The 18,082-nt window shown below is 72.5% G+C and carries 18 protein-coding genes and 1 riboswitch; of the genes, 7 read left to right on the top strand and 11 right to left on the bottom strand.

Going from position 1 to position 18,082, the window contains the following annotated elements:
• Nucleotides 1-15: 15 nt before the first annotated feature.
• Entirely contained in the window at nt 16-930 is a 915-nt protein-coding gene (gene pucL, locus ABD323_RS14495; RefSeq protein WP_344441923.1) for a factor-independent urate hydroxylase, read from the top strand.
• On the opposite strand, the gene ABD323_RS14490 is transcribed toward pucL, so the two are convergent.
• Entirely contained in the window at nt 914-1,093 is a 180-nt protein-coding gene (locus ABD323_RS14490; RefSeq protein WP_344441922.1) for a hypothetical protein, read from the bottom strand. The two genes, pucL and ABD323_RS14490, sit on opposite strands and share 17 nt — an antisense overlap.
• A gap of 148 nt (nt 1,094-1,241) precedes the next feature.
• Here ABD323_RS14490 and ABD323_RS14485 point away from each other — a divergent pair, with 148 nt between their 5' ends.
• Nucleotides 1,242-2,705: a nucleobase:cation symporter-2 family protein gene (locus ABD323_RS14485; protein WP_344441921.1), complete on the top strand. Its 1,464-nt coding sequence runs from the start codon at nt 1,242-1,244 to the stop codon at nt 2,703-2,705.
• 8 nt (nt 2,706-2,713) lie between these two features.
• Complete coding sequence (locus tag ABD323_RS14480; protein ID WP_344441920.1) at nt 2,714-4,096, top strand: 8-oxoguanine deaminase; 1,383 nt, start codon at nt 2,714-2,716, stop codon at nt 4,094-4,096.
• A gap of 418 nt (nt 4,097-4,514) precedes the next feature.
• Here the strand turns inward: ABD323_RS14480 and ABD323_RS14475 are convergent, their stop codons facing one another.
• The 5 genes from ABD323_RS14475 to ABD323_RS14455 form a co-directional block, all read right to left on the bottom strand.
• The gene (locus ABD323_RS14475) at nt 4,515-4,847 is read right to left on the bottom strand and encodes a hypothetical protein (protein ID WP_344441919.1); all 333 of its coding nucleotides are present in this window, start codon (nt 4,845-4,847) and stop codon (nt 4,515-4,517) included.
• A gap of 78 nt (nt 4,848-4,925) precedes the next feature.
• Nucleotides 4,926-5,060: a hypothetical protein gene (locus ABD323_RS14470; protein WP_344441918.1), complete on the bottom strand. Its 135-nt coding sequence runs from the start codon at nt 5,058-5,060 to the stop codon at nt 4,926-4,928.
• A gap of 603 nt (nt 5,061-5,663) precedes the next feature.
• Nucleotides 5,664-5,822, bottom strand: coding sequence for a hypothetical protein (locus tag ABD323_RS14465; protein WP_344441917.1), 159 nt, complete (start codon nt 5,820-5,822; stop codon nt 5,664-5,666).
• Nucleotides 5,823-6,063: 241 nt separating this feature from the next.
• A complete protein-coding gene (gene gcl, locus ABD323_RS14460) occupies nt 6,064-7,845 on the bottom strand; it encodes a glyoxylate carboligase (RefSeq protein ID WP_344441916.1) in 1,782 nt (593 codons plus the stop codon).
• A 252-nt stretch (nt 7,846-8,097) separates the two neighbouring features.
• Nucleotides 8,098-8,664, bottom strand: coding sequence for a TetR/AcrR family transcriptional regulator (locus tag ABD323_RS14455; RefSeq protein ID WP_344441915.1), 567 nt, complete (start codon nt 8,662-8,664; stop codon nt 8,098-8,100).
• Between the two features lie 98 nt (nt 8,665-8,762).
• Between ABD323_RS14455 and ABD323_RS14450 the strand changes: the two genes are divergently transcribed.
• Complete coding sequence (locus ABD323_RS14450) at nt 8,763-10,241, top strand: MFS transporter (protein ID WP_344441914.1); 1,479 nt, start codon at nt 8,763-8,765, stop codon at nt 10,239-10,241.
• 75 nt (nt 10,242-10,316) lie between these two features.
• Here ABD323_RS14450 and aceB read toward each other — a convergent pair whose 3' ends face one another.
• Complete coding sequence (gene aceB / locus ABD323_RS14445) at nt 10,317-11,969, bottom strand: malate synthase A (RefSeq protein ID WP_344441913.1); 1,653 nt, start codon at nt 11,967-11,969, stop codon at nt 10,317-10,319.
• 190 nt (nt 11,970-12,159) lie between these two features.
• Between aceB and ABD323_RS14440 the strand changes: the two genes are divergently transcribed.
• Entirely contained in the window at nt 12,160-12,954 is a 795-nt protein-coding gene (locus ABD323_RS14440; RefSeq protein WP_344441912.1) for an IclR family transcriptional regulator, read from the top strand.
• Nucleotides 12,955-13,007: 53 nt separating this feature from the next.
• Complete coding sequence (locus tag ABD323_RS14435; RefSeq protein ID WP_344441911.1) at nt 13,008-13,466, top strand: hypothetical protein; 459 nt, start codon at nt 13,008-13,010, stop codon at nt 13,464-13,466.
• 59 nt (nt 13,467-13,525) lie between these two features.
• On the opposite strand, the gene ABD323_RS14430 is transcribed toward ABD323_RS14435, so the two are convergent.
• The 4 genes from ABD323_RS14430 to ABD323_RS14415 all read right to left on the bottom strand — a co-directional run bounded on the left by ABD323_RS14430 (nt 13,526) and on the right by ABD323_RS14415 (nt 17,347).
• Nucleotides 13,526-14,725 (bottom strand): glycoside hydrolase family 16 protein, encoded by a 1,200-nt coding sequence (locus tag ABD323_RS14430; RefSeq protein WP_344441910.1) that lies wholly within the window; start codon nt 14,723-14,725, stop codon nt 13,526-13,528.
• Between the two features lie 19 nt (nt 14,726-14,744).
• Nucleotides 14,745-14,843, bottom strand: a riboswitch (cyclic di-AMP (ydaO/yuaA leader).
• 250 nt (nt 14,844-15,093) lie between these two features.
• On the bottom strand, nt 15,094-15,810 hold the full coding sequence (locus tag ABD323_RS14425) for a LuxR C-terminal-related transcriptional regulator (protein WP_344441909.1): 717 nt from the start codon (nt 15,808-15,810) through the stop codon (nt 15,094-15,096).
• Nucleotides 15,811-15,962: 152 nt separating this feature from the next.
• Nucleotides 15,963-17,033, bottom strand: a complete 1,071-nt coding sequence (locus ABD323_RS14420; RefSeq protein ID WP_344441908.1) for a class I SAM-dependent methyltransferase — start codon at nt 17,031-17,033, stop codon at nt 15,963-15,965.
• A gap of 119 nt (nt 17,034-17,152) precedes the next feature.
• A complete protein-coding gene (locus ABD323_RS14415) occupies nt 17,153-17,347 on the bottom strand; it encodes a DUF1059 domain-containing protein (protein WP_344441907.1) in 195 nt (64 codons plus the stop codon).
• Nucleotides 17,348-17,534: 187 nt separating this feature from the next.
• Here ABD323_RS14415 and ABD323_RS14410 point away from each other — a divergent pair, with 187 nt between their 5' ends.
• Nucleotides 17,535-17,870 (top strand): MoaF-related domain-containing protein, encoded by a 336-nt coding sequence (locus ABD323_RS14410; protein WP_344441906.1) that lies wholly within the window; start codon nt 17,535-17,537, stop codon nt 17,868-17,870.
• The last annotated feature ends 212 nt before the right edge of the window (nt 17,871-18,082 follow it).

Here is an 18,082-nt window from a genome sequence, read left to right as displayed (position 1 = left end):
AGCTAGGAGCCGACGATGGCCCACGTGCTCGGTCAGAACCAGTACGGCAAGGCGGAGAACCGCATCGTCCGGGTCTACCGTGACAGCACCCGTCACGAGATCAAGGACCTGAACGTCTCGGTCGCCCTCTCCGGCGACCTCGACGACGTGCACCTCACCGGCTCGAACGCCAACTGCCTGCCCACCGACACCACCAAGAACACCGTCTTCGCCTTCGCGAAGGAGTACGGCATCGAGTCGGCGGAGGCCTTCGGCATCACGCTGGCACGGCACTTCGTGGACAACAACGAGCCGATCCACCGCGCCCGGATCCGGATCGAGGAGTACACCTGGGACCGGATCCGGACCCCGGACAGCTCCTCGCGCTTCATCGGCTCCGAGGAGGTCGGCCACTCCTTCGTACGCAACGGCGGCGAGGTCCGCACCAGCGAGATCAGCTACGACGGCGAGAGCGTGCAGGTGATCTCCGGTCTCAAGGACCTGGTCGTCATGAACTCCACCAACTCGGAGTTCTGGGGCTACATCAAGGACCGGTACACCACCCTCCAGGAGGCGTACGACCGCATCCTGGCCACCCAGGTGACCGCCCGCTGGAAGTACTCCTTCCGCGGCCAGGAGGGTGAGGCCCAGCCGAACTGGAACCGCTCCTACCAGCACGTGCGCCGGCACATGCTGGAGGCGTTCGCGGAGACCTACTCCTACTCGCTGCAGCAGACCCTGCACGCGATGGGCACCCGGGTGCTGAACAACCGCGCCGAGGTGGACGAGGTCCGCCTGGAGCTCCCGAACAAGCACCACTTCCTGGTCGACCTCGAGCCGTTCGGCCTCAAGAACGAGAACGAGGTCTACTACGCCGCCGACCGGATGTACGGCCTGATCGAGGGCACCGTGCACCGCGAGGGCGTCGTCCCGGTCATCCCGGTCGCCTGACCATGGGCCGCGCCCCGCGTTCGGACACCCAGCGCACCAGCACCGCGCGCCGGGCCCGCGCGGCCGGCCGGCCGACCCGCTCCGCCAGCACGACCAGCAGCACCAGAACCGCAAGCACCACCAGCACCACCAGCACCACCCGCTCCACCAGTTGTCTCTCCACCCCCACCCACCGGAGATCACGCTCGCCTCACGGCGATCGCCCCGGGGCGCTGGAGACGCTGCCCGAGGGACCCTTGCACCGCCGTCCCGCCCTCGGGACTCCGGCACCGCGGGCGCGCCGGGAGCCTCGAGCAGACGAGGAGCCCGACATGGCACTGCGCTCCACCAGCAGCACCGACGGCGGTTCCACCCCTGACCGGCCCGGCCGGTCGGACACCGGCGCGGCACACCCGCCCGCCGCCGCGTCCGACCGGTCGGCCGTCCACCCCGTGGACGAGCTGCTCCCGCCCGCCCGACTCATCGGCAGCGGTCTGCAGCACGTCGCGGCGATGTACGCGGGCGTCGTGGCGCCCCCGCTCATCGTGGGCGCCGGCGTCGGGCTCTCGCCCGGCGACCTCGCCCTGCTGATCTCGGCCAGCCTGTTCACCGCGGGCCTGGCCACCCTGCTGCAGACCCTGGGACTCCTCCGTTCCCTGCCCTGGGGGCGGATCGGCGCCCGGCTGCCGTTCGTGAACGGCGTGTCGTTCGCCGGCGTCGCCCCCATGCTCGCCATCGCCAAGGAACACGGGCCCGCCCAGGCGCTGCCGGTCATCTTCGGCGCGGTGATCGTCGCGGGCACCCTGTGCCTGCTCGCGGCGCCGTACTTCTGCCGGCTGATCCGGTTCTTCCCGCCGGTCGTGCAGGGCACGGTGATCACCCTGATCGGCGTCTCGTTGCTGCCGGTGGCGGTCAACTGGGCGCGCGGCGGGGAGAGTCCGGGCGCACCGGGCTACGGCTCGATGCGCGCCATCGGGCTGGCCGCCCTGACGCTGGCCGCCGTGGTGCTGGGCAACCGGCTGCTGCGCGGCTTCTGGCAGCAGCTCTCGCTGCTGGTGGGTCTGGCGGTGGGCACCGCGCTGGCCTTCCCGCTGGGCCTGGCCGACTTCGGCCCGGTCAAGGACGCGAAGGTCTTCGCCCTCCCGGCACCGTTCCACTTCGGCGCGCCGGTCTTCGACAGTGCGGCGATCGTCTCGATGGCGATCGTGATGGTGGTCTCGATGACCGAGTCCACCGCCGACATGCTGGCGCTGGGACGGATCGTGGAGCGGCCGGCCGACGAGCCGACGCTCGCCGCCGGCCTGCGGGCGGACGGGCTGGCCACCGCGCTGAGCCCGCTGCTCAACGGGTTCGCGTGCAGCGCCTTCGCCCAGAACATCGGGCTGGTGGCGCTCACGAAGATCCGCAGCCGGTTCGTGGTGGCGACGGCCGGCGCGATCCTGCTGCTGCTCGGGCTCTTCCCGGTGCTCGGCTCGCTGGTCTCGCTGGTGCCGCAACCGGTGCTGGGCGGTGCCGGGATCGTGCTCTTCGGGACGGTCGCGGCCAGCGGCATCCGCACCCTGGGCGAGGCAGGCTTGGAGTCGGGCTCGCACATCCTGCTCGTCTCGGTCTCGCTCGGGGTCGGCATCATCCCGATCGCCGCCCCCACCTTCTACGACGCCTTCCCGGAGGCCGTCCGCACCCTGCTGCACTCGGGCATCTCGGCCGGCTGCGTCTGCGCCGTCCTGCTCAACCTGCTCTTCCATCACCTGGGCGCGCGCTCCAGAGCCGCCCAGCAGTCCTCCCCCACTCCCTAGGAGTCACCATGGCAGTCCAGCCCCCGCCCGCCGACCAGCGGATCGTGATCGAGAACGTCGCGATCGCCACGGTCGACGCCCAGGACACCGAGCACGCCCGCGGCCACGTCGTGATCAAGGGCAATGTCATCGAGTCGGTCGGCGAGGGGCCGGCTCCGCAGTGGCTGGACAACGTCGTGCGCCGGATCAACGGCGAGGGCCACCTGATCACCCCGGGCCTGGTCAACACCCACCACCACTTCTACCAGTGGATCACCCGCGGCCTGGCCCAGGACAACATCCTCTTCGACTGGCTGGTGGCGCTCTACCCGACCTGGGCCCGGATCGACGACAAGCTGGTGCACGCGGCCTCCCAGGGCTCGGCCGCCGCCCTGCTGAAGTCCGGCTGCACCACCGCCAGCGACCACCACTACGTCTTCCCGCAGGGCGGCGGCGACATCCTGGGCGCCTCGATCGAGGCCGTCCAGGAGCTGGGCCTGCGCTTCACCGCGCTGCGCGGCTCGATGTCGCGCGGGCAGAGCGACGGCGGCCTGCCGCCGGACTTCGCCGTGGAGCGGACCGAGGACATCCTGATCGCCTCCGAGGCGGCCGTGGACCGCTGGCACGACGCCTCGTTCGGCTCGATGCAGCACGTGGCGATCGCGCCCTGCTCGCCGTTCTCGGTGACCACCGACCTGATGCGGGAGGCCGCCGAGCTGGCCCGCCGCAAGGGCGTGCGGCTGCACACCCACGGCTCGGAGACGGCCGAGGAGGAGCAGTTCTGCAAGGAGCTGTTCGGCATGGGCCCCACCGACTACTTCGAGTCGGTGGGCTGGCTGGGCGAGGACGTCTGGATGGCGCACTGCGTCCACATGAACGACTCCGACATCGCCAAGTTCGCCGAGACCGGCACCGGCGTGGCGCACTGCCCCTCCTCCAACGCCCGCCTGGCGGCCGGCATCGCACGGGTGCCCGACATGCTGGCGGCCGGCGTGCCGGTGGGCCTGGGCGTGGACGGCACCGCCTCCAACGAGTCCGGCGAGCTGGGCACCGAGCTGCGCAACGCGCTGCTGATCAACCGGTTGCACGGCCGTCCCGACGCGCTGACCGCGCGCGGCGCGCTGCGGCTGGGCACCATGGGCGGCGCCCGGGTGCTGGGCCGGCAGCACGAGATCGGCTCGATCGAGGTGGGCAAGCTCGCCGACCTCGCGCTCTGGAAGGTCGACGGGATCATGCACTCCTCGATCGCCGACCCGGTGGCCGCGCTGACCATGGGCGCGCTGCCGCCGCTGGCGGTGCTCTTCGTCAACGGCAACGCCGTGGTGGAGCAGGGCAACCTGACCACCGTCAACGAGGACCGGATCGCCCTGGCCTGCGCGCGGGCCGCCAGGGAACTGGCCTCGCGGGTCTGACCCGCCGTCGCCTGACGGTGTGGGGGGCGGACCGGCCGCCCTCCCACACCTCCTCATACTCCGGGCCGCCCTGGGACGGTGCGTGACCCGGACTCCGTCCGCCCCCTCAGGGCGGGCGGACCACAGCCCCGGACCCACGGCGAGGGTCCGGGGCTGTGGCGTGCCGCAAGCGGCGGCCCCGTAGGTTACTGCTTGCCCGCACTGTTTTTCCGAAGCCCGAAAGAGACGATATGACCACCGTGGGGTCAGCGACGTCCGCTGCCCGCCTGCCAGCCCTCCTGCGCCATCCGGTGGTCGCCGCCACCCTGTTGGCCGCGCTCCTGAACGGGATCTGGGCGCTGTGGCTGGCCAACGACGCCGGCGACCTGGCCGCGCAGTACGCCTGGATGGACTTCGCCCGCAGCCACCCGGACTCGGCCTACAACCTCTCCTGGTACGGCGGGATCCACACGGCCTCGTACAGCGTCCTGTCGCCGTACCTGATGGGCTGGCTGGGCGTACGCACCACCGGTGTGCTGGCCGGCACCGCCTCGGCCGCGCTCGCCGCCACGCTGCTCAGGCGCTCCGGGGTGTCCCACCCGATGCCGGCCGCGCTGTGGACCGCCGTCGCCCTGTGGTGTGACGTCGCCTCCGGCCGGGTGACCTTCGCGGTCGGCCTGGCGCTGGGTCTGGCCGCCACCGTGGTGGCCTTCACCCCGCCCTTCACCCGGCTGCGGCGCACCGCGCTCTTCGCGCTGGCGGCGCTGGCCACGATGGGCAGCCCGGTGGTCGGCCTCTTCCTGGAGGTGGCCGCCGCCGCGCTCTTCCTGACCGACCGTCGCCGCGACAGCTACCCGCTGGCCGCCGCCCCGGTGCTGGTGGTGGCCACCACCAGCCTGCTCTTCCCGTTCAGCGGCGTGCAGCCCTTCGACGGGCACACCGCCGCCCCGGTGGTGGCGGCCGCGCTCACGGTGCTCTGGCTCACCCCCGGGCACTGGCTGGCGGTGCGCCGCGGCGCGGTGGTCTACGCGTTCGGGGTGGTGCTGGTCTGGCTGATCCCCTCGCCGGTCGGCAGCAACGTGGAGCGCCTGAGCCTGCTCTTCGCCGGGACCGCGCTGCTGGCCTGTTACCCGCTGCGCCGGCGCCCGGTCCTGATGGTGGTGGCCTTCCTGACGGTGAGTTCCTGGCTGACCGGGCGCACCCTGGGCGACCTGCTGGCCACCGTCCCGGTCTCCGCGCCGGCCCGCGACGGCCAGGCCCTGATCGACGAGCTGCACCGGCTCGGCGCCGACCGGGGCCGGGTGGAGGTGGTTCCGCTCGCCTCGCACTGGGAGGCCAGCGGGGTGGCGCCGCACGTCGAGCTGGCCCGCGGCTGGAACCGGCAGGCCGACGTCACCCGCAACCCGATCTTCTACGCCGACAGACTGGCGCCCGAGGACTATCACGGCTGGCTGCGCCGTTGGGGCGTGGGCTACGTGGCGCTGTCCACCACCGAACGCCCGGACGACGCGGCGAAGGAGGAGGCGGCGCTGGTGACGGCCGGTCAGCCCTGGCTGCGGCCGATCTGGGAGCACGGCAGCTGGCGGCTCTACCAGGTCACCGACGCCACCCCGCTGGCCGAACCGCCGGCCGTGGTGCAGGAGGCCGGCGCGGCCGCGCTGACCGTGCAGGTGCCGACCGCGGGACCGGTGCGGCTGCTGGTGCCGTGGTCGCCGTGGCTGGGGGTGGCGGGCTCCCGGGGGGGCACCGCGGGCTGCCTGGCCGAGGCCGGCGAGTGGACGGTGCTCTACGCGCCGGCCCCCGGCACCTACCGGATCACCGGCCGCTACGCGCTGACCCGCGGCACCCCGTGTTCGCCCGCCCAACTGGCACAGGCCCGGCTGTCGGGGACCGCCCGGACGAGTCGGACGGCTCGTCCGATCGGCTCGTCCGACTCAGACAGCTCAGACGGCTCGTCCGACTCAGACGGCTCAGACGGCTCAGACGGCTCAGACGGCCAGCGGCAGGATCGCGGTGGGGGCGTCGCCCGGCGCGGTCGCCAGCTCCTCGAACTCGTTCACCTTGTCGATGTCGCTGCCGCTCATCGAGATGTTGGTGACGCGCTCCAGGATCGCCTCGACGACGACCGGCACCCGCAGTTCGGCGGCCAGCTTCTTGGCCTCCTCCAGCGCGGGCAGCAGGTCCTCGGGCCGGGTGACCCGGATCGCCTTGCAGCCCAGGCCCTCGGCGACCTTGACGTGGTCGACGCCGTAGACGCCGAGCTCGGGCGAGTTGATGTTCTCGAACTCCAGCTTGACCTGGAAGTCGATGTCGAAGTTGCGCTGCGCCTGGCGGATCAGGCCCAGGTACGCGTTGTTCACCAGCACGTGCACGTACGGGATGTTGTGCTGGGCGCCGACCGCCAGCTCCTCGATCATGAACTGGAAGTCGTAGTCGCCGGAGAGCGCGACCACCGGGGTCGTGGGGTCGGCGGTGGCGACGCCCAGCGCGGCCGGGATGGTCCAGCCCAGCGGGCCGGCCTGGCCGCAGTTGATCCAGTGCCGCGGCTTGTAGACGTGCAGCATCTGCGCGCCCGCGATCTGCGAGAGGCCGATCGTGGTGACGTAGCGGGTCTCGGGCCCGAACGCCCTGTTCATCTCCTCGTACACCCGCTGCGGCTTGAGCGGCACGTCGTCGAAGTGCGTCTTGCGCTGCAGGGCGGCCTTGCGCGCCTGCGTGGAGTCGGCCCAGGCGGTGCGGTCGCGCAGCGTGCCGGCGGCCCTCAGCTCGCGGGCGACCTCGAGGAAGAGCTCCAGCGCGGCCTTCGCGTCGGAGGCGATGCCGTAGTCCGGCGCGAAGATCCGGCCGATCTGGGTGGGCTCGATGTCCACGTGCACGAAGGTGCGGCCCTGGGTGTAGACCTCCAGGCCGCCGGTGTGCCGGTTGGCCCAGCGGTTGCCGATGCCGAGCACGAAGTCCGAGGCGAGGAAGTTCTCGTTGCCGTAGCGGTGCGAGGTCTGCAGGCCGACCATGCCGGCGTTGAGCGCGTGGTCGTCGGCGATGGCGCCCCAGCCCATCAGGGTCGGGATCACCGGGATGCCGGTCAGCTCGGCGAACTCCACCAGCAGCTCGGCGGCGTCGGCGTTGATGATGCCGCCGCCGGCCACGATCAGCGGGCGCTCGGACTCGTTGAGCATCCGCAGCGCCTTCTCGGCCTGCGCGCGGCTGGCGGTCGGCTTGTAGACGGGCAGCGGGGTGTAGGTCTCCGGGTCGAACTCGATCTCGGTCATCTGCACGTCGGCCGGCAGGTCGATCAGCACCGGGCCCGGGCGGCCCGAGCGCATCAGGTGGAACGCCTGCTGGAAGACGCCCGGGACCTGCGCGGCCTCCAGCACGGTGGTCGCCGACTTGGTGACCGGCTTGGCGATCGAGGCGATGTCGACGGCCTGGAAGTCCTCCTTGTGCAGCCGGGCCACGGGCGCCTGGCCGGTGATGCACAGGATCGGGATCGAGTCGGCACTGGCCGAGTAGAGCCCGGTGATCATGTCGGTGCCGGCCGGGCCCGAGGTGCCGATGCAGACGCCGATGTTGCCCGCCTTGGCCCGGGTGTAGCCCTCGGCCATGTGGGAGGCGCCCTCGACGTGGCGGGCCAGGGTGTGGTTGATCCCGCCGGCGGCCTTCAGCGCGGCGTAGAACGGGTTGATCGCGGCGCCCGGCACGCCGAACGCGACCTCAACGCCTTCGCGCTTGAGGATCTCAACTGCCGCGCGGGCGGCTGTCATTCGAGGCATCGGGTTACTCCTGCGGTCGGCTCGTATTCCACGATACGGAATACTGCTTTTAGGATGCGAAATAAAGGTAGGCGTCAGCCCGACGGGGCGTCAAGGGTTCCGCTGCCCCATCTTCAACAACTCGTTGAAGGTCCGGCCATTGGCGATCCCACCAGGATCGGACCCCGCGACCGGCGCCGATCGGCACGGAACACACCATTCGCATACGGAGCACCAGGGCGAGGGAGGCTCTACTCGCCACCACGGGAGCCGTCAGCCCTGCCCGCGCAGGCCCTCCAGCACCAGGGTCACCATCCGCTCCAGCGGCACGGCGCCCTGGCCGCCACCGTCCGCGGCCAGCACCACGGCGTGCGTCAGCCGCAGCAACTCGGTCACCTGGAGGTCCGCCCGCACGGTACCGGCCCGCCGGGCGTCCTCCAGCACCTCGCCCGCCGTCGCGAAGACCAGGTCGCGACAGGAGGCCAGGGCCGCGCCGTCGCGCCCGAAGAGCGCGGACATCAGCGTCTTGAGCTCACCGCCCTCGCGCCAGTGCGCCGCCAGCACCGGCAGCCAGGCGGCCAGCGCGCCGCCGGGCGGGCCGGCCTCCAGCAGCACCCGAGCCTGCGCGCAGGCAGCCTCCAGTCCGGCCCGATAGACCGCTTCCACCAGAGCCTCGCGGGTCGGGAAGTGCCGGTAGAGCGTGCCGGCGCCGACGCCGGCCCGCTTGGCGACCTCGTCCATCGAGGCGTCCTCGCCGCGCTCGGCGAAGGCCGCCGCCCCCGCACTCAGCAACCGTTCGTAGTTGCGGCGCGCATCGGCCCGCATCGGCCGCTCGGGCATGCCCCATACCTCCTTGCGAAGCGGAGAGACTCTCCGTATCTTACTGACCGTCAACTGGAGAGTCTCTCCGCTTATTCGTCTCCCCCGGAGCCCACCCCATGACGATCCTGTCTCCCGTATCCAACACCGCCACGCCCACCGAACGGGGCTCAGGGGCGACCCTGGCCGTGCTGGTCGGGGCCTACCTGATGATCGGCGTCGACTCCACGGTCATCAACGTCGCCCTGCCCAAGATCCAGCACGAGCTGCACTTCAGCCCCACCGGGCTCTCCTGGGTGCTCAACAGCTACACGCTGGCCTTCGGCGGCTTACTGCTGCTCGGCAGCCGGATCGGCGACCGGCTGGGCCGGCGCCGGACCTTCACCGCCGGTGTGCTGCTCTTCACCCTCGCCTCGCTGCTCGGCGGCCTGGCGCCCGACAACGGCTGGCTGCTGGCCGCCCGCGCCCTGCAGGGCGTCGGCGCGGCGCTGGCCACCCCCAACGTGCTGGCGCTGATCGCCACCAACTTCGCCGAAGGGCCGCAGCGCAACCGGGCGTTGAGCATCTACTCCGCCACCGCCGGGATCGGCGCCTCGGTGGGCCTGGTGCTCGGCGGGCTGCTCACCTCGTTCGTCTCCTGGCGCTGGGCGCTGCTGATCAACGTGCCGGTCGGCACCGCGGTGGCCCTGGCGGCCCCTCGCCTGATCACCCAACCGCCGCGGCACAGCGGCCACTTCGACGCCGCCGGCGCGCTCACCGGAACGCTCGGCACCACCGCGCTGGTCTACGGCTTCATCCGGGTGGCCGGGCACAGCTGGGGCGACGGCCAGGCGCTGGCCGGCTTCGGCGCGGCGCTGCTCCTGCTGGCCGGCTTCCTGCTGATCGAGCGCCGCGCGGCCCAACCCGTGGTCCCGCTGCGGCTGCTGGCCGACCGCAACCGGGCCGGCGCCTACCTCAACCTGCTGCTGATACCCGCCGGGATGCTGCCGGCCTTCTTCTTCCTCACCCTCTTCGTGCAGAACGCGCTCGGCTACTCCCCGCTGCGCGCCGGCTTCGCCTTCCTGCCGCTGACCCTGTCGATGTTCACCGCGGTGCGTCTGGCCCCGCGGGCGCTGGCCCGCTTCGGACCGCGCCCGGTGCTGGTGGCCGGCGCCGTGCTGCTCACCGTGGCCGGCCTGTGGCTCACCCAACTGCGGGCCGACGGCGGCTTCCTGACCTCGCTGCTCGGGCCGATGCTGGTGCTGGGACTGGGCGCCGGGTTCAGCTTCATGCCGATGAGCGCGCTGGTGCTGACCGGTGTCGGCGCCGCCGAGTCGGGCGCCGCGGCCGGGCTGCTGCAGACCCTGCAGTGGACCGGCGGCACGGTGGGCCTGGCCGTGCTGGTCACCGTCTACGGCACCGCCGGCCGGCACGGCTCCGGCGACCCGGTGCACCACCTGGTCCGCGGCCTGGACGCCGCCTTCACCGGTGCCACCGCCATCACCGTGCTGGCCCTGCTGGTCACCGTCCTGGTCCTGCGCACCCCGCCCCGCGACCCGGCGGCCCCGCAGCCGTCGGCCGGCGCTCGGCGGCCGGTCGACAGCGCGGCCGGTCGTTAGCGCGAGCGGCGCGAACGCGTACGGTCCACCGGGGACAGTTCGCCGCGGTGGACCGTACGAAACGGCAGTACGGGCTCAGCCGAGCCGTGCGTAGCCTGGCAGCGTCAGGAAGTCGACGAAGTCCTCCGCGAGCGAGACCTGCTCGAAGAGTTCGCGCGCCTCGGCCCACCGGCCGGCCGCGTACGCCTCGTCCCCCGACTCCGCACGGATCGTGGTCAGTTCCTCGGCGACCAGGCGGCGGGCCAGCTCGGCGGTGGCCTTCTCGCCGGTGTCCGCGAGCACCACGCCGTTGTGGATCCACTGCCAGATCTGCGAGCGGGAGATCTCGGCGGTGGCCGCGTCCTCCATCATGTTGAAGATGCCCACCGCGCCGAGTCCGCGCAGCCAGGCCTCGCTGTAGCGCAGGCCCACCGCGACCGCGTTCCGCAGGCCGGCCTCGGTGCAGGAGCCGCCGGCGCCGGCGATGTCCAGCAGCTGGGCGGCCGTCACCACCTCGGCGGAGCCCGGGTTCTCCTTCTGGTTGGGGCGATCGCCCAGCACCGCGTCGAAGCTGGCGCGGGCCACCGGGACGAGGTCGGGGTGCGCCACCCAGGAGCCGTCGAAGCCGCCGGCGGCCTCCCGGTCCTTGTCCGCCCGCACCTTCTCCAGCGCGGCGGCGTTGACCTCGGGGTCCTTGCGGGAGGGGATGAAGGCCGCCATGCCGCCGATGGCGTGCGCGCCGCGCCGGTGACAGGTCTGCACCAGCAGGCGGGCGTAGGCGGCCATGAACGGCGAGGTCATGCCCACACTGTTGCGGTCCGGCAGGATGTAGCGCTCACCGGCGTCGCGGAAGTTCTTGACGATCGAGAAGAGGTAGTCCCAGCGGCCGGCGTTGAGCCCGGCGGCGTGCTCGCGCAGCTCGTGGAGGATCTCCTCCATCTCGAAGGCGGCGGTGATCGTCTCGATCAGCACGGTGGCCCGGATGGTGCCGTGCTCGATGCCCAACTGGCGCTGGGCGTGGGTGAAGACGTCGTTCCACAGCCGGGCCTCGAGGTGGCTCTCGGTCTTGGGGAGGTAGAAGTACGGCCCGGAGTTGGGGTCCTCGGGACCCTTGGCGAGCAGCCGCACCGCGTTGTGGAAGAAGTAGAGGCCGAAGTCGAAGAACGCGCCGGCCACCGGCACGCCGTCCACCAGCAGGTGGCTCTCGTCCAGGTGCCAGCCGCGCGGGCGGACCACCACGGTGGCGAGCTCCGCGGCGGGGCGCAGGTGGTACTCCTTGCCCTGCTCGGAGGTGAAGTCGATCCGGCCCTCGAAGGCGTCGATCAGGTTGACCTGGCCACTGACCACCGAGTGCCAGGTGGGCGAGGTGGCGTCCTCGAAGTCGGCCAGCCAGACCTTGGCGCCGGAGTTGAGCGCGTTGACGACCATCTTGCGGTCGGTGGGACCGGTGATCTCCACCCGGCGGTCCTGCAGGGCCCGCGGCGCGGGGGCCACCGTCCAGTCGCCGGCCCGCACCGCGGCGGTCTCGGGCAGGAAGTCGAGGGTGCCGGCCTGGGCGATCTCGGCGCGGCGCACCCGGCGGCGGGCGAGGAGTTCCTGCCGGCGGCCTTCGAAGGCGCGGTGGAGGCCGACGACGAAGGCGACCGCCTCGGGGGTGAGCACCTCCTCCGCACGGGGGACGCGCGGTCCGGCGACAGTGACGACCGGAGCGGCGGGGGCGGCGCCGGCGGGTCCCTGATCTGTAGCCATGGGCAGGACACTCCTTGGACGGTTGAGCCTGTTGAGGGGAGCTCCGGTGGGAACTTCCCCGATCTGAACCCACCTACCGGCGAGTTCGATTCTGTAAGGTGGAGACTAGTTTCCGCGATACAGAATTTCAACGGTTTGTTGAGTAGATCGCTGGGACTCTACTCCTCCCCCGACAGCAAAGGGAACGCCGGTGGCCAGCACTCCTGCCGCAGCACCGACAGGCTCCGACCGCAGCAGTGGCGGCGTGCAGTCGGTCGAGCGCGCCTTCCAGCTCCTGGAGGCACTCGCCGACTCCGGCGGGATCGCCACCCTCAGCGAGCTGTCCACCACCTCGGGCCTTCCGATGCCCACCATCCACCGGCTGGTTCGTACCCTCGCACAGCAGGGATATGTCCGCCAGGACACCGCGCGCCGCTACACCCTGGGTCCGCGCCTGATCCGGCTGGGCGAGACCGCCGGGCGACTGCTCGGCAGCTGGGCCCGCCCCTACCTGGCGGAGCTGATGGAGGCCACCGGCGAGACCGCCAACCTGGCCGTCCTGGAGGGCGGCGAGGTGGTCTACGTCGGACAGGTGCAGTCGCGCCGCTCGATGCGGATGTTCACCGAGGTCGGCCGCCGGGTGCAGCCGCACTGCACGGGCGTCGGCAAGGCGCTGCTCGCGCAGTTGCCCGAGGACGAGGCCCGCGCCGTACTCGGCCCCCACCAGCTGCCGGCGCACACCGAGTTCACCCTGACCGACCCGGACGAGCTGCTCGCCCAACTGGCCGCCGCCCGCGCGGCGGGCTACGTCGTCGACGACCAGGAGCAGGAGATCGGCGTGCGCTGCATCGCGGTTGCCGTCCCCGGCGCACCCACCCCCACCGCCCTGTCGGTGAGCGGCCCCGAGGCCCGGATCCGCGCGCTGGAGGAGCAGACCGGTGACTCCGCCCTGGTCCCGGTGATGCGCGAGATCGCCGAGCGCCTCGGCGCGGTGCTGGCGCCCTGACGGGACGGAGGTCGGTCACCGCGGGTGAGTTCGGCGAGGCTTAGAGTGATCGCATGCGACTGCCGATCGTTCCGCTGCTGACCGCCGCCCTGCTCGCCGCGGTGCCCGCCCCCGCCGCCTGGGGCGCCACCGGCGCCGACCTCCAGGTGGTGCCGCTCGATCCCGACCCGGCGCCGGGGATCGGCCGCACCACCGTGCTCGCCTTCGTGGCCAACGGCGGGCCGGGGCCGGCGGGGGCCTTCGTGGTGACCGTGCTGCTGCCGCCGGGAGCCAGGGCGGTGGGACCGTACTTCCCGGCCGGCTGCGCGGTGCTGGCGGCCGGCAGCGAGGTGCGCTGCTCCTTCGGCGCCGGTCTGCCGGCGCTGCGCAGCGCGACCGCGCTGGTGCCGGTGCAACTGGCCGCCTCGGCGCGCGGGAGGCTGCGCGGCGAGGTGCTGGTGACCGGCGCCGGCGACCCGAACCCGGCGAACAACACGGGCTCGTTCACGATCGAGGTCACCGGAACGCGGTGAGCGCGGGCGCCGCGGCGCCCGCGCTCATCTGGTCCGAAGGAGGCTCGTCCCGGAAAGGGTCAGCGGTAGACCCGCACGTAGTCCGCGGCGAAGCTGATCGGCGCGGTGCCGCTGGGCGCCGGGTGGTAGGCGCCGGCGCCGATGGACAGGTTGAGGATCAGGTAGGCCGACCAGTTGGCGCCGACCCCGGTGTTGTCCGAGAAGACCTTGGCCCCGTTGACGTAGTAGTCGACCGAGTTCGCGCCGTAGTACGTGCCGATGGTGACCCACTGGCCGGGCTTGATCGCGTTGGCGTCGGTGTAGTACTTCTGCGCGGCGTTGACGTGGTTGGTCAGCTCCAGCAGGTTCGGGTTGTCCGGGTGGTACTCGAAGGAGTCGATCTCGTTGCCACCGTTCTGCCAGGTCCACAGCGCCGGCCAGGCACCGGCCGCGCCGGGCAGCTGCACCCGGGTCTCGGCGTAGTCGCCGGTCTTGACCTTGAAGCCCTGGCTGGTGCCCTCGGTGGTCAGCAGGCCGGTGGTCCAGGCCTGCTTGCCGTTCTCCAGGGTGTGACTGCTGGGCTGGGCGGTGAAGGTGGCCGTGCCACCGGCGACGGCGACGTCGGAGGGGGTGAGCCAGTCCAGCTTGTTGTCGTCCGGGTTGTGCGTGCCGTACTTGAACGAGCTGGTGGTGGAGCTGTTCCAGCGCGAGCCGTCGAGCGGGCCGTTGAACTCGTCGGACCAGGTCAGGTTCTTGCCGGCGACGGGCGAACCGCCGGGCGCGGGGGCCGGGGTCGGCGTCGGGGTGGGGGTGGGAGTCGGCGTGGGGGTGGGCTTCGGGGCCGGGGTCGTGCTGCCGCCCGTGCCGACCGTCAGGGTCTGCGCGGGGAGGTTGTGCCAGGCGCCGGCCAGGTCCTGGTAGAAGCCGAAGGTGCTGTAGCTGCCGGCCGCCAGCGTGCGGGCGCCGGTGGTCAGCGAGAGCCCGCCGGGGCAGATCCGCGCGTTGCTCAGCGAGCCGGGGAAGTCGAGGTTGGCGCCGGCCGCGTCGCGCACGCCCACGCCCACCGTCTTCGCGGTGAAGCAGGAGCTGGCGTGCAGGGTCAGCGAGGCGGTGGTCGCGGCGCCGGCGGTGGCGGTGGTGGGCGTCAGCCGGTCCTGGGTGACCCTGGGCGCGGTCGTGGTCGAGGCGAAGGCGTGGGCCTGGCCGACGACGGGGGCGGCGAGCAGACCGAGCGCTCCGGCGACCAGACCGAGACGGGCAGGCTTGGCGGAAGGGATCATGGGGAGTCCTCTTGCGACGCCTGCGAGGTGAGCTGTCGGGTTCGGGCCGCAAGGTGGCCCGGCCGTCGGTGAGGACGGCTTCACCCCTAGCCAGGACTCCGCGTGTGCTGCGCGCCGGGCCCGAGGGGCGGTCGGCGCGCGCGGGGTCGTGGCACTACCGTGGGTCCCCCGCTCCTGCCCGGTGCGATGCTGTGGTTCCGGCCGACGGGCGGGCAGGACTCGGCGTCCCGGCGACAGGGCCCGCCGGTGGACGACGAACGATCTGCAGGGTAGGCAGACCCCAAGATCATTGACAACGCCCTGTCACAGAACTCACATGCGCCCCACGGGTCCACCCCCACCTCCCCTGCCACCGCGCCACCGCGCTGCTACCGCGCGTCGACCGCCGCCGCCGCCCGCCACAGCGCCGCGGCCTCCACCCGGCTGTGCACCCGCAGCTTGGCGTAGGCGTGCTCCAGGTGCTTGTCCACCGTGCGGGCCGAGACCTCCAGGCGTCGGCCGATCTGCTGGTCGGTCAGCCCGCGGGCGAGCAGGTCCAGCACCGCGGCCTCCCGGGCGGTCACCGAGTGCGGCAGCCGCTGCGGCGGGGCCAGCCGGTCCAGCGCGTGCGTCAGCCGGGCCCGCAGCAGCACCGCGGCCTCCAGGTCGGCGTCGGTGAAGTCGCTGCCGCCGCGGCTGATCGCCACGCAGACCGTGCGCCGCCCGGTGCGCGCCCAGCCGGCCGGGAAGGCCATCGCCAGCTGGTACTCGGCGTCCACCGCGCGCAGCGCCTCGCGGTAGGTGCCCAGCCGGTGGTACTCGGTGCGCGACTGCAGGTCGGAGCGGCGCAGCGGGATGCCGGTGCCGGTGTCGGTGTGGCGGAATAACGAGTCCTGGGCCGCGTGGCGGTAGAAGCCGGCCACCGCGTCGGGGGTGTAGAGGGTGGCTGGCGAGTGCAGCGGGAAGCGGCCGGCGGGGGTGCGGGTGGACCAGGTGAGGCTGTCCCCCGGCACGGCGCGCAGCAGTGTGGGGAACAGCGCCGGGAGGAGCGTCTCCTCGTCGACGGCGTCGAGCAGCAGGTCGATCACGGCGCAGATACGCCGCAACCCGGCCTCCCCGGACGGAGCCACTCTTGGAGCGTGCGCCGTCGGGGAGGCCGGGTCAAGCCGGGCCCCGACAAACCCGGCCCTGCGGCACCGCCCCGGCCCAAGGGAGGCGGTCTGCGGAAGGGACGTTCTACGGACGATCCACGGGCCGGCTACCGGCTGGCCGCGTACACCCGGTTGACCGGGCTCTCGGCGGCCAGCCGCCAGTGGTGCAGTCCGGCGTCGTCGGCGAGGTGGCGCATGGCGTCCTCACCGGCGTGGTTGCCCATCGCCTGCGGGCCCTGCTGGGCGAGCGCGGAGGGCAGGCAGACCGCGACCGAGGCGGAGACCACCGCGCGGCCGATCGGGTTGGCGTTCTCCCGCACGTCGGCCGAGACGTTGGGCTCGACGATCATGCAGGCGCCGTCCGGGGCCAGCGCCTCCTGCGCGTGCTGCAGCGCGCTGCCCGGGTCGCCCATGTCGTGCAGGCAGTCGAAGAAGGTGATCAGGTCGTAGCCCTCGCCGGCGCCGGGGAAGTCCTGGGCGGTGGCCACCTCGAAGGTCACCCGGTCGGCCATGCCCTGCTCGGCGGCGATGCCGCGGGCAGCCTCGATCGAGGGGCCGTGGAAGTCGAAGCCGTGGAACTTCGAGGCGGGGTACGCCTTGGCCATCAGCATCGTCGAGTAGCCGTAGCCGCAACCCACGTCGGCGACCTCGGCCCCGTCGCGCAGCTTGCGCTCGGTGCCGTTCATGGCCGGGATCCATTCGGGGACCAGCGCGCCGGTGTAGCCGGGGCGGAAGAACTTCGCGGTGCCGGCGAAGAGCGCGCTGCTGTGCTCCTCCCAGCCGACGCCCCGGCCGGTGCGAAACGCCTCCATCAGCGTGTCCTCGGTGCCGTAGAGCGCCTGCATCATGGTGAAGAAACCGGCCGCGTAGGTCGGCGCCTCGGGATCGGCCAGCACGGCGGCGTGCTCGTCCGGCAGCAGGTAGCTGTCGCCCTCGGCCTGGTACGTCACGTACTCGCCGGCCACCTGGGCCGCCAGCCACTCGCGGACGTAGCGTTCCTGCAGCCCGGTCCGCTCGGCCAGTTGCGCCGCGGTCATCGGCCCGGAGCCGGCCATCGCGGTGTACAGGCCCAGCCGGTCGCCGAGCGAGGTGCACAGCCCCGCCACCGCGGCTCCGGCATCGGTCACCACCCGGCCCAGGAACTCCATCGTCCGTTCCTCGTCCACGGCGTCGGCCATGGCTCCCACCTCCTCGGGGCTACCCCTCCACTGCAGCAGAACGCACCCGCCCCGGGCCATACGGAATTCTCCGTACGGTCCGGGGCAGGGGTGAGCGGCCGGGGCCGCGGATCAGCGGATCAGGTGTGCTGGAGCACCAGTTCGTCCTTCAGGCCGGCCCGGATCTGGTCCCGCAGTTCCTGGCTGTCCTGGTGACCGTGGACCGAGACCGCGTGTTCGGCGGCGGCCCGCACGACCTCTTCCTCGTTGCCGGAGATGGCGAGCGAGCAGTTCATCTCGCTCGGGTACTCCCGGCAGTCGGCGACCTTACGCATGTCAGCCTCCCGACTCCCCGCAGCGCCGCGTGCACCGGCGGGCCACCCGCTGGCCGGAGGACCGGCACGTGGCGGTACGGGCGTGTCGCTCGACCATTGTCCCTCCTCCGCGCCGGTCGGATAGCTTGGGGGACGCACCCGTTCGACATCCCGGTCCACGACTCCCGAGACGAGGAACACCACCAGCATGACCGAGACCGCTGCCCTGCCGGGCTTCGCCGGCCGGACGTACCTCTTCCAGGTCGACAACGGCGCCGCCTTCCGCAACGCCTACTCGGCCGACGGCACGCGGCTGCGCTGGGAGGGCCTGGGCGAGTCGGCCGGCCAGTGGGAGGACGTGGCGCTGCACGTGGCGCTGGTCGCGCCGCAGGTGTACTTCGTCAGCTGGACCGAGCAGAGCGGCATCACGGTCAGCCACGTGATGGACCTGGCGAAGCTGACCGTGCGGGCGTTCTGGACGTACGAGGGCGAGGGCGGGCGGGTCGGCGAGCTGCACACCGGCACGCTGGAGCCGGTGCTCTGAGCCAGTACCCTCAGCCGCTGCTCCCGGCGGGCGCTCAGAGCCGGTCGTCAGGGCCTGGAACCCGAGCCGGTCGCCCCTTCGGCGGCCGGCTCCGGCGTGCCCGGCGCGGCGCTCTCCCACAGCCGCAGACCCGCCGTCAACTCCCGTACGCAGCGGGCCGCCAGCTCACCGGGTGAGTCCGGACCGGTGGTCGGGGCCGCCGTCCCGGCGGC

It is taken from the genome of Kitasatospora nipponensis, from assembly GCF_039528135.1.
GTDB lineage: Bacteria > Actinomycetota > Actinomycetes > Streptomycetales > Streptomycetaceae > Kitasatospora > Kitasatospora nipponensis.
This window is presented reverse-complemented; position numbering and strand designations above follow the sequence as displayed.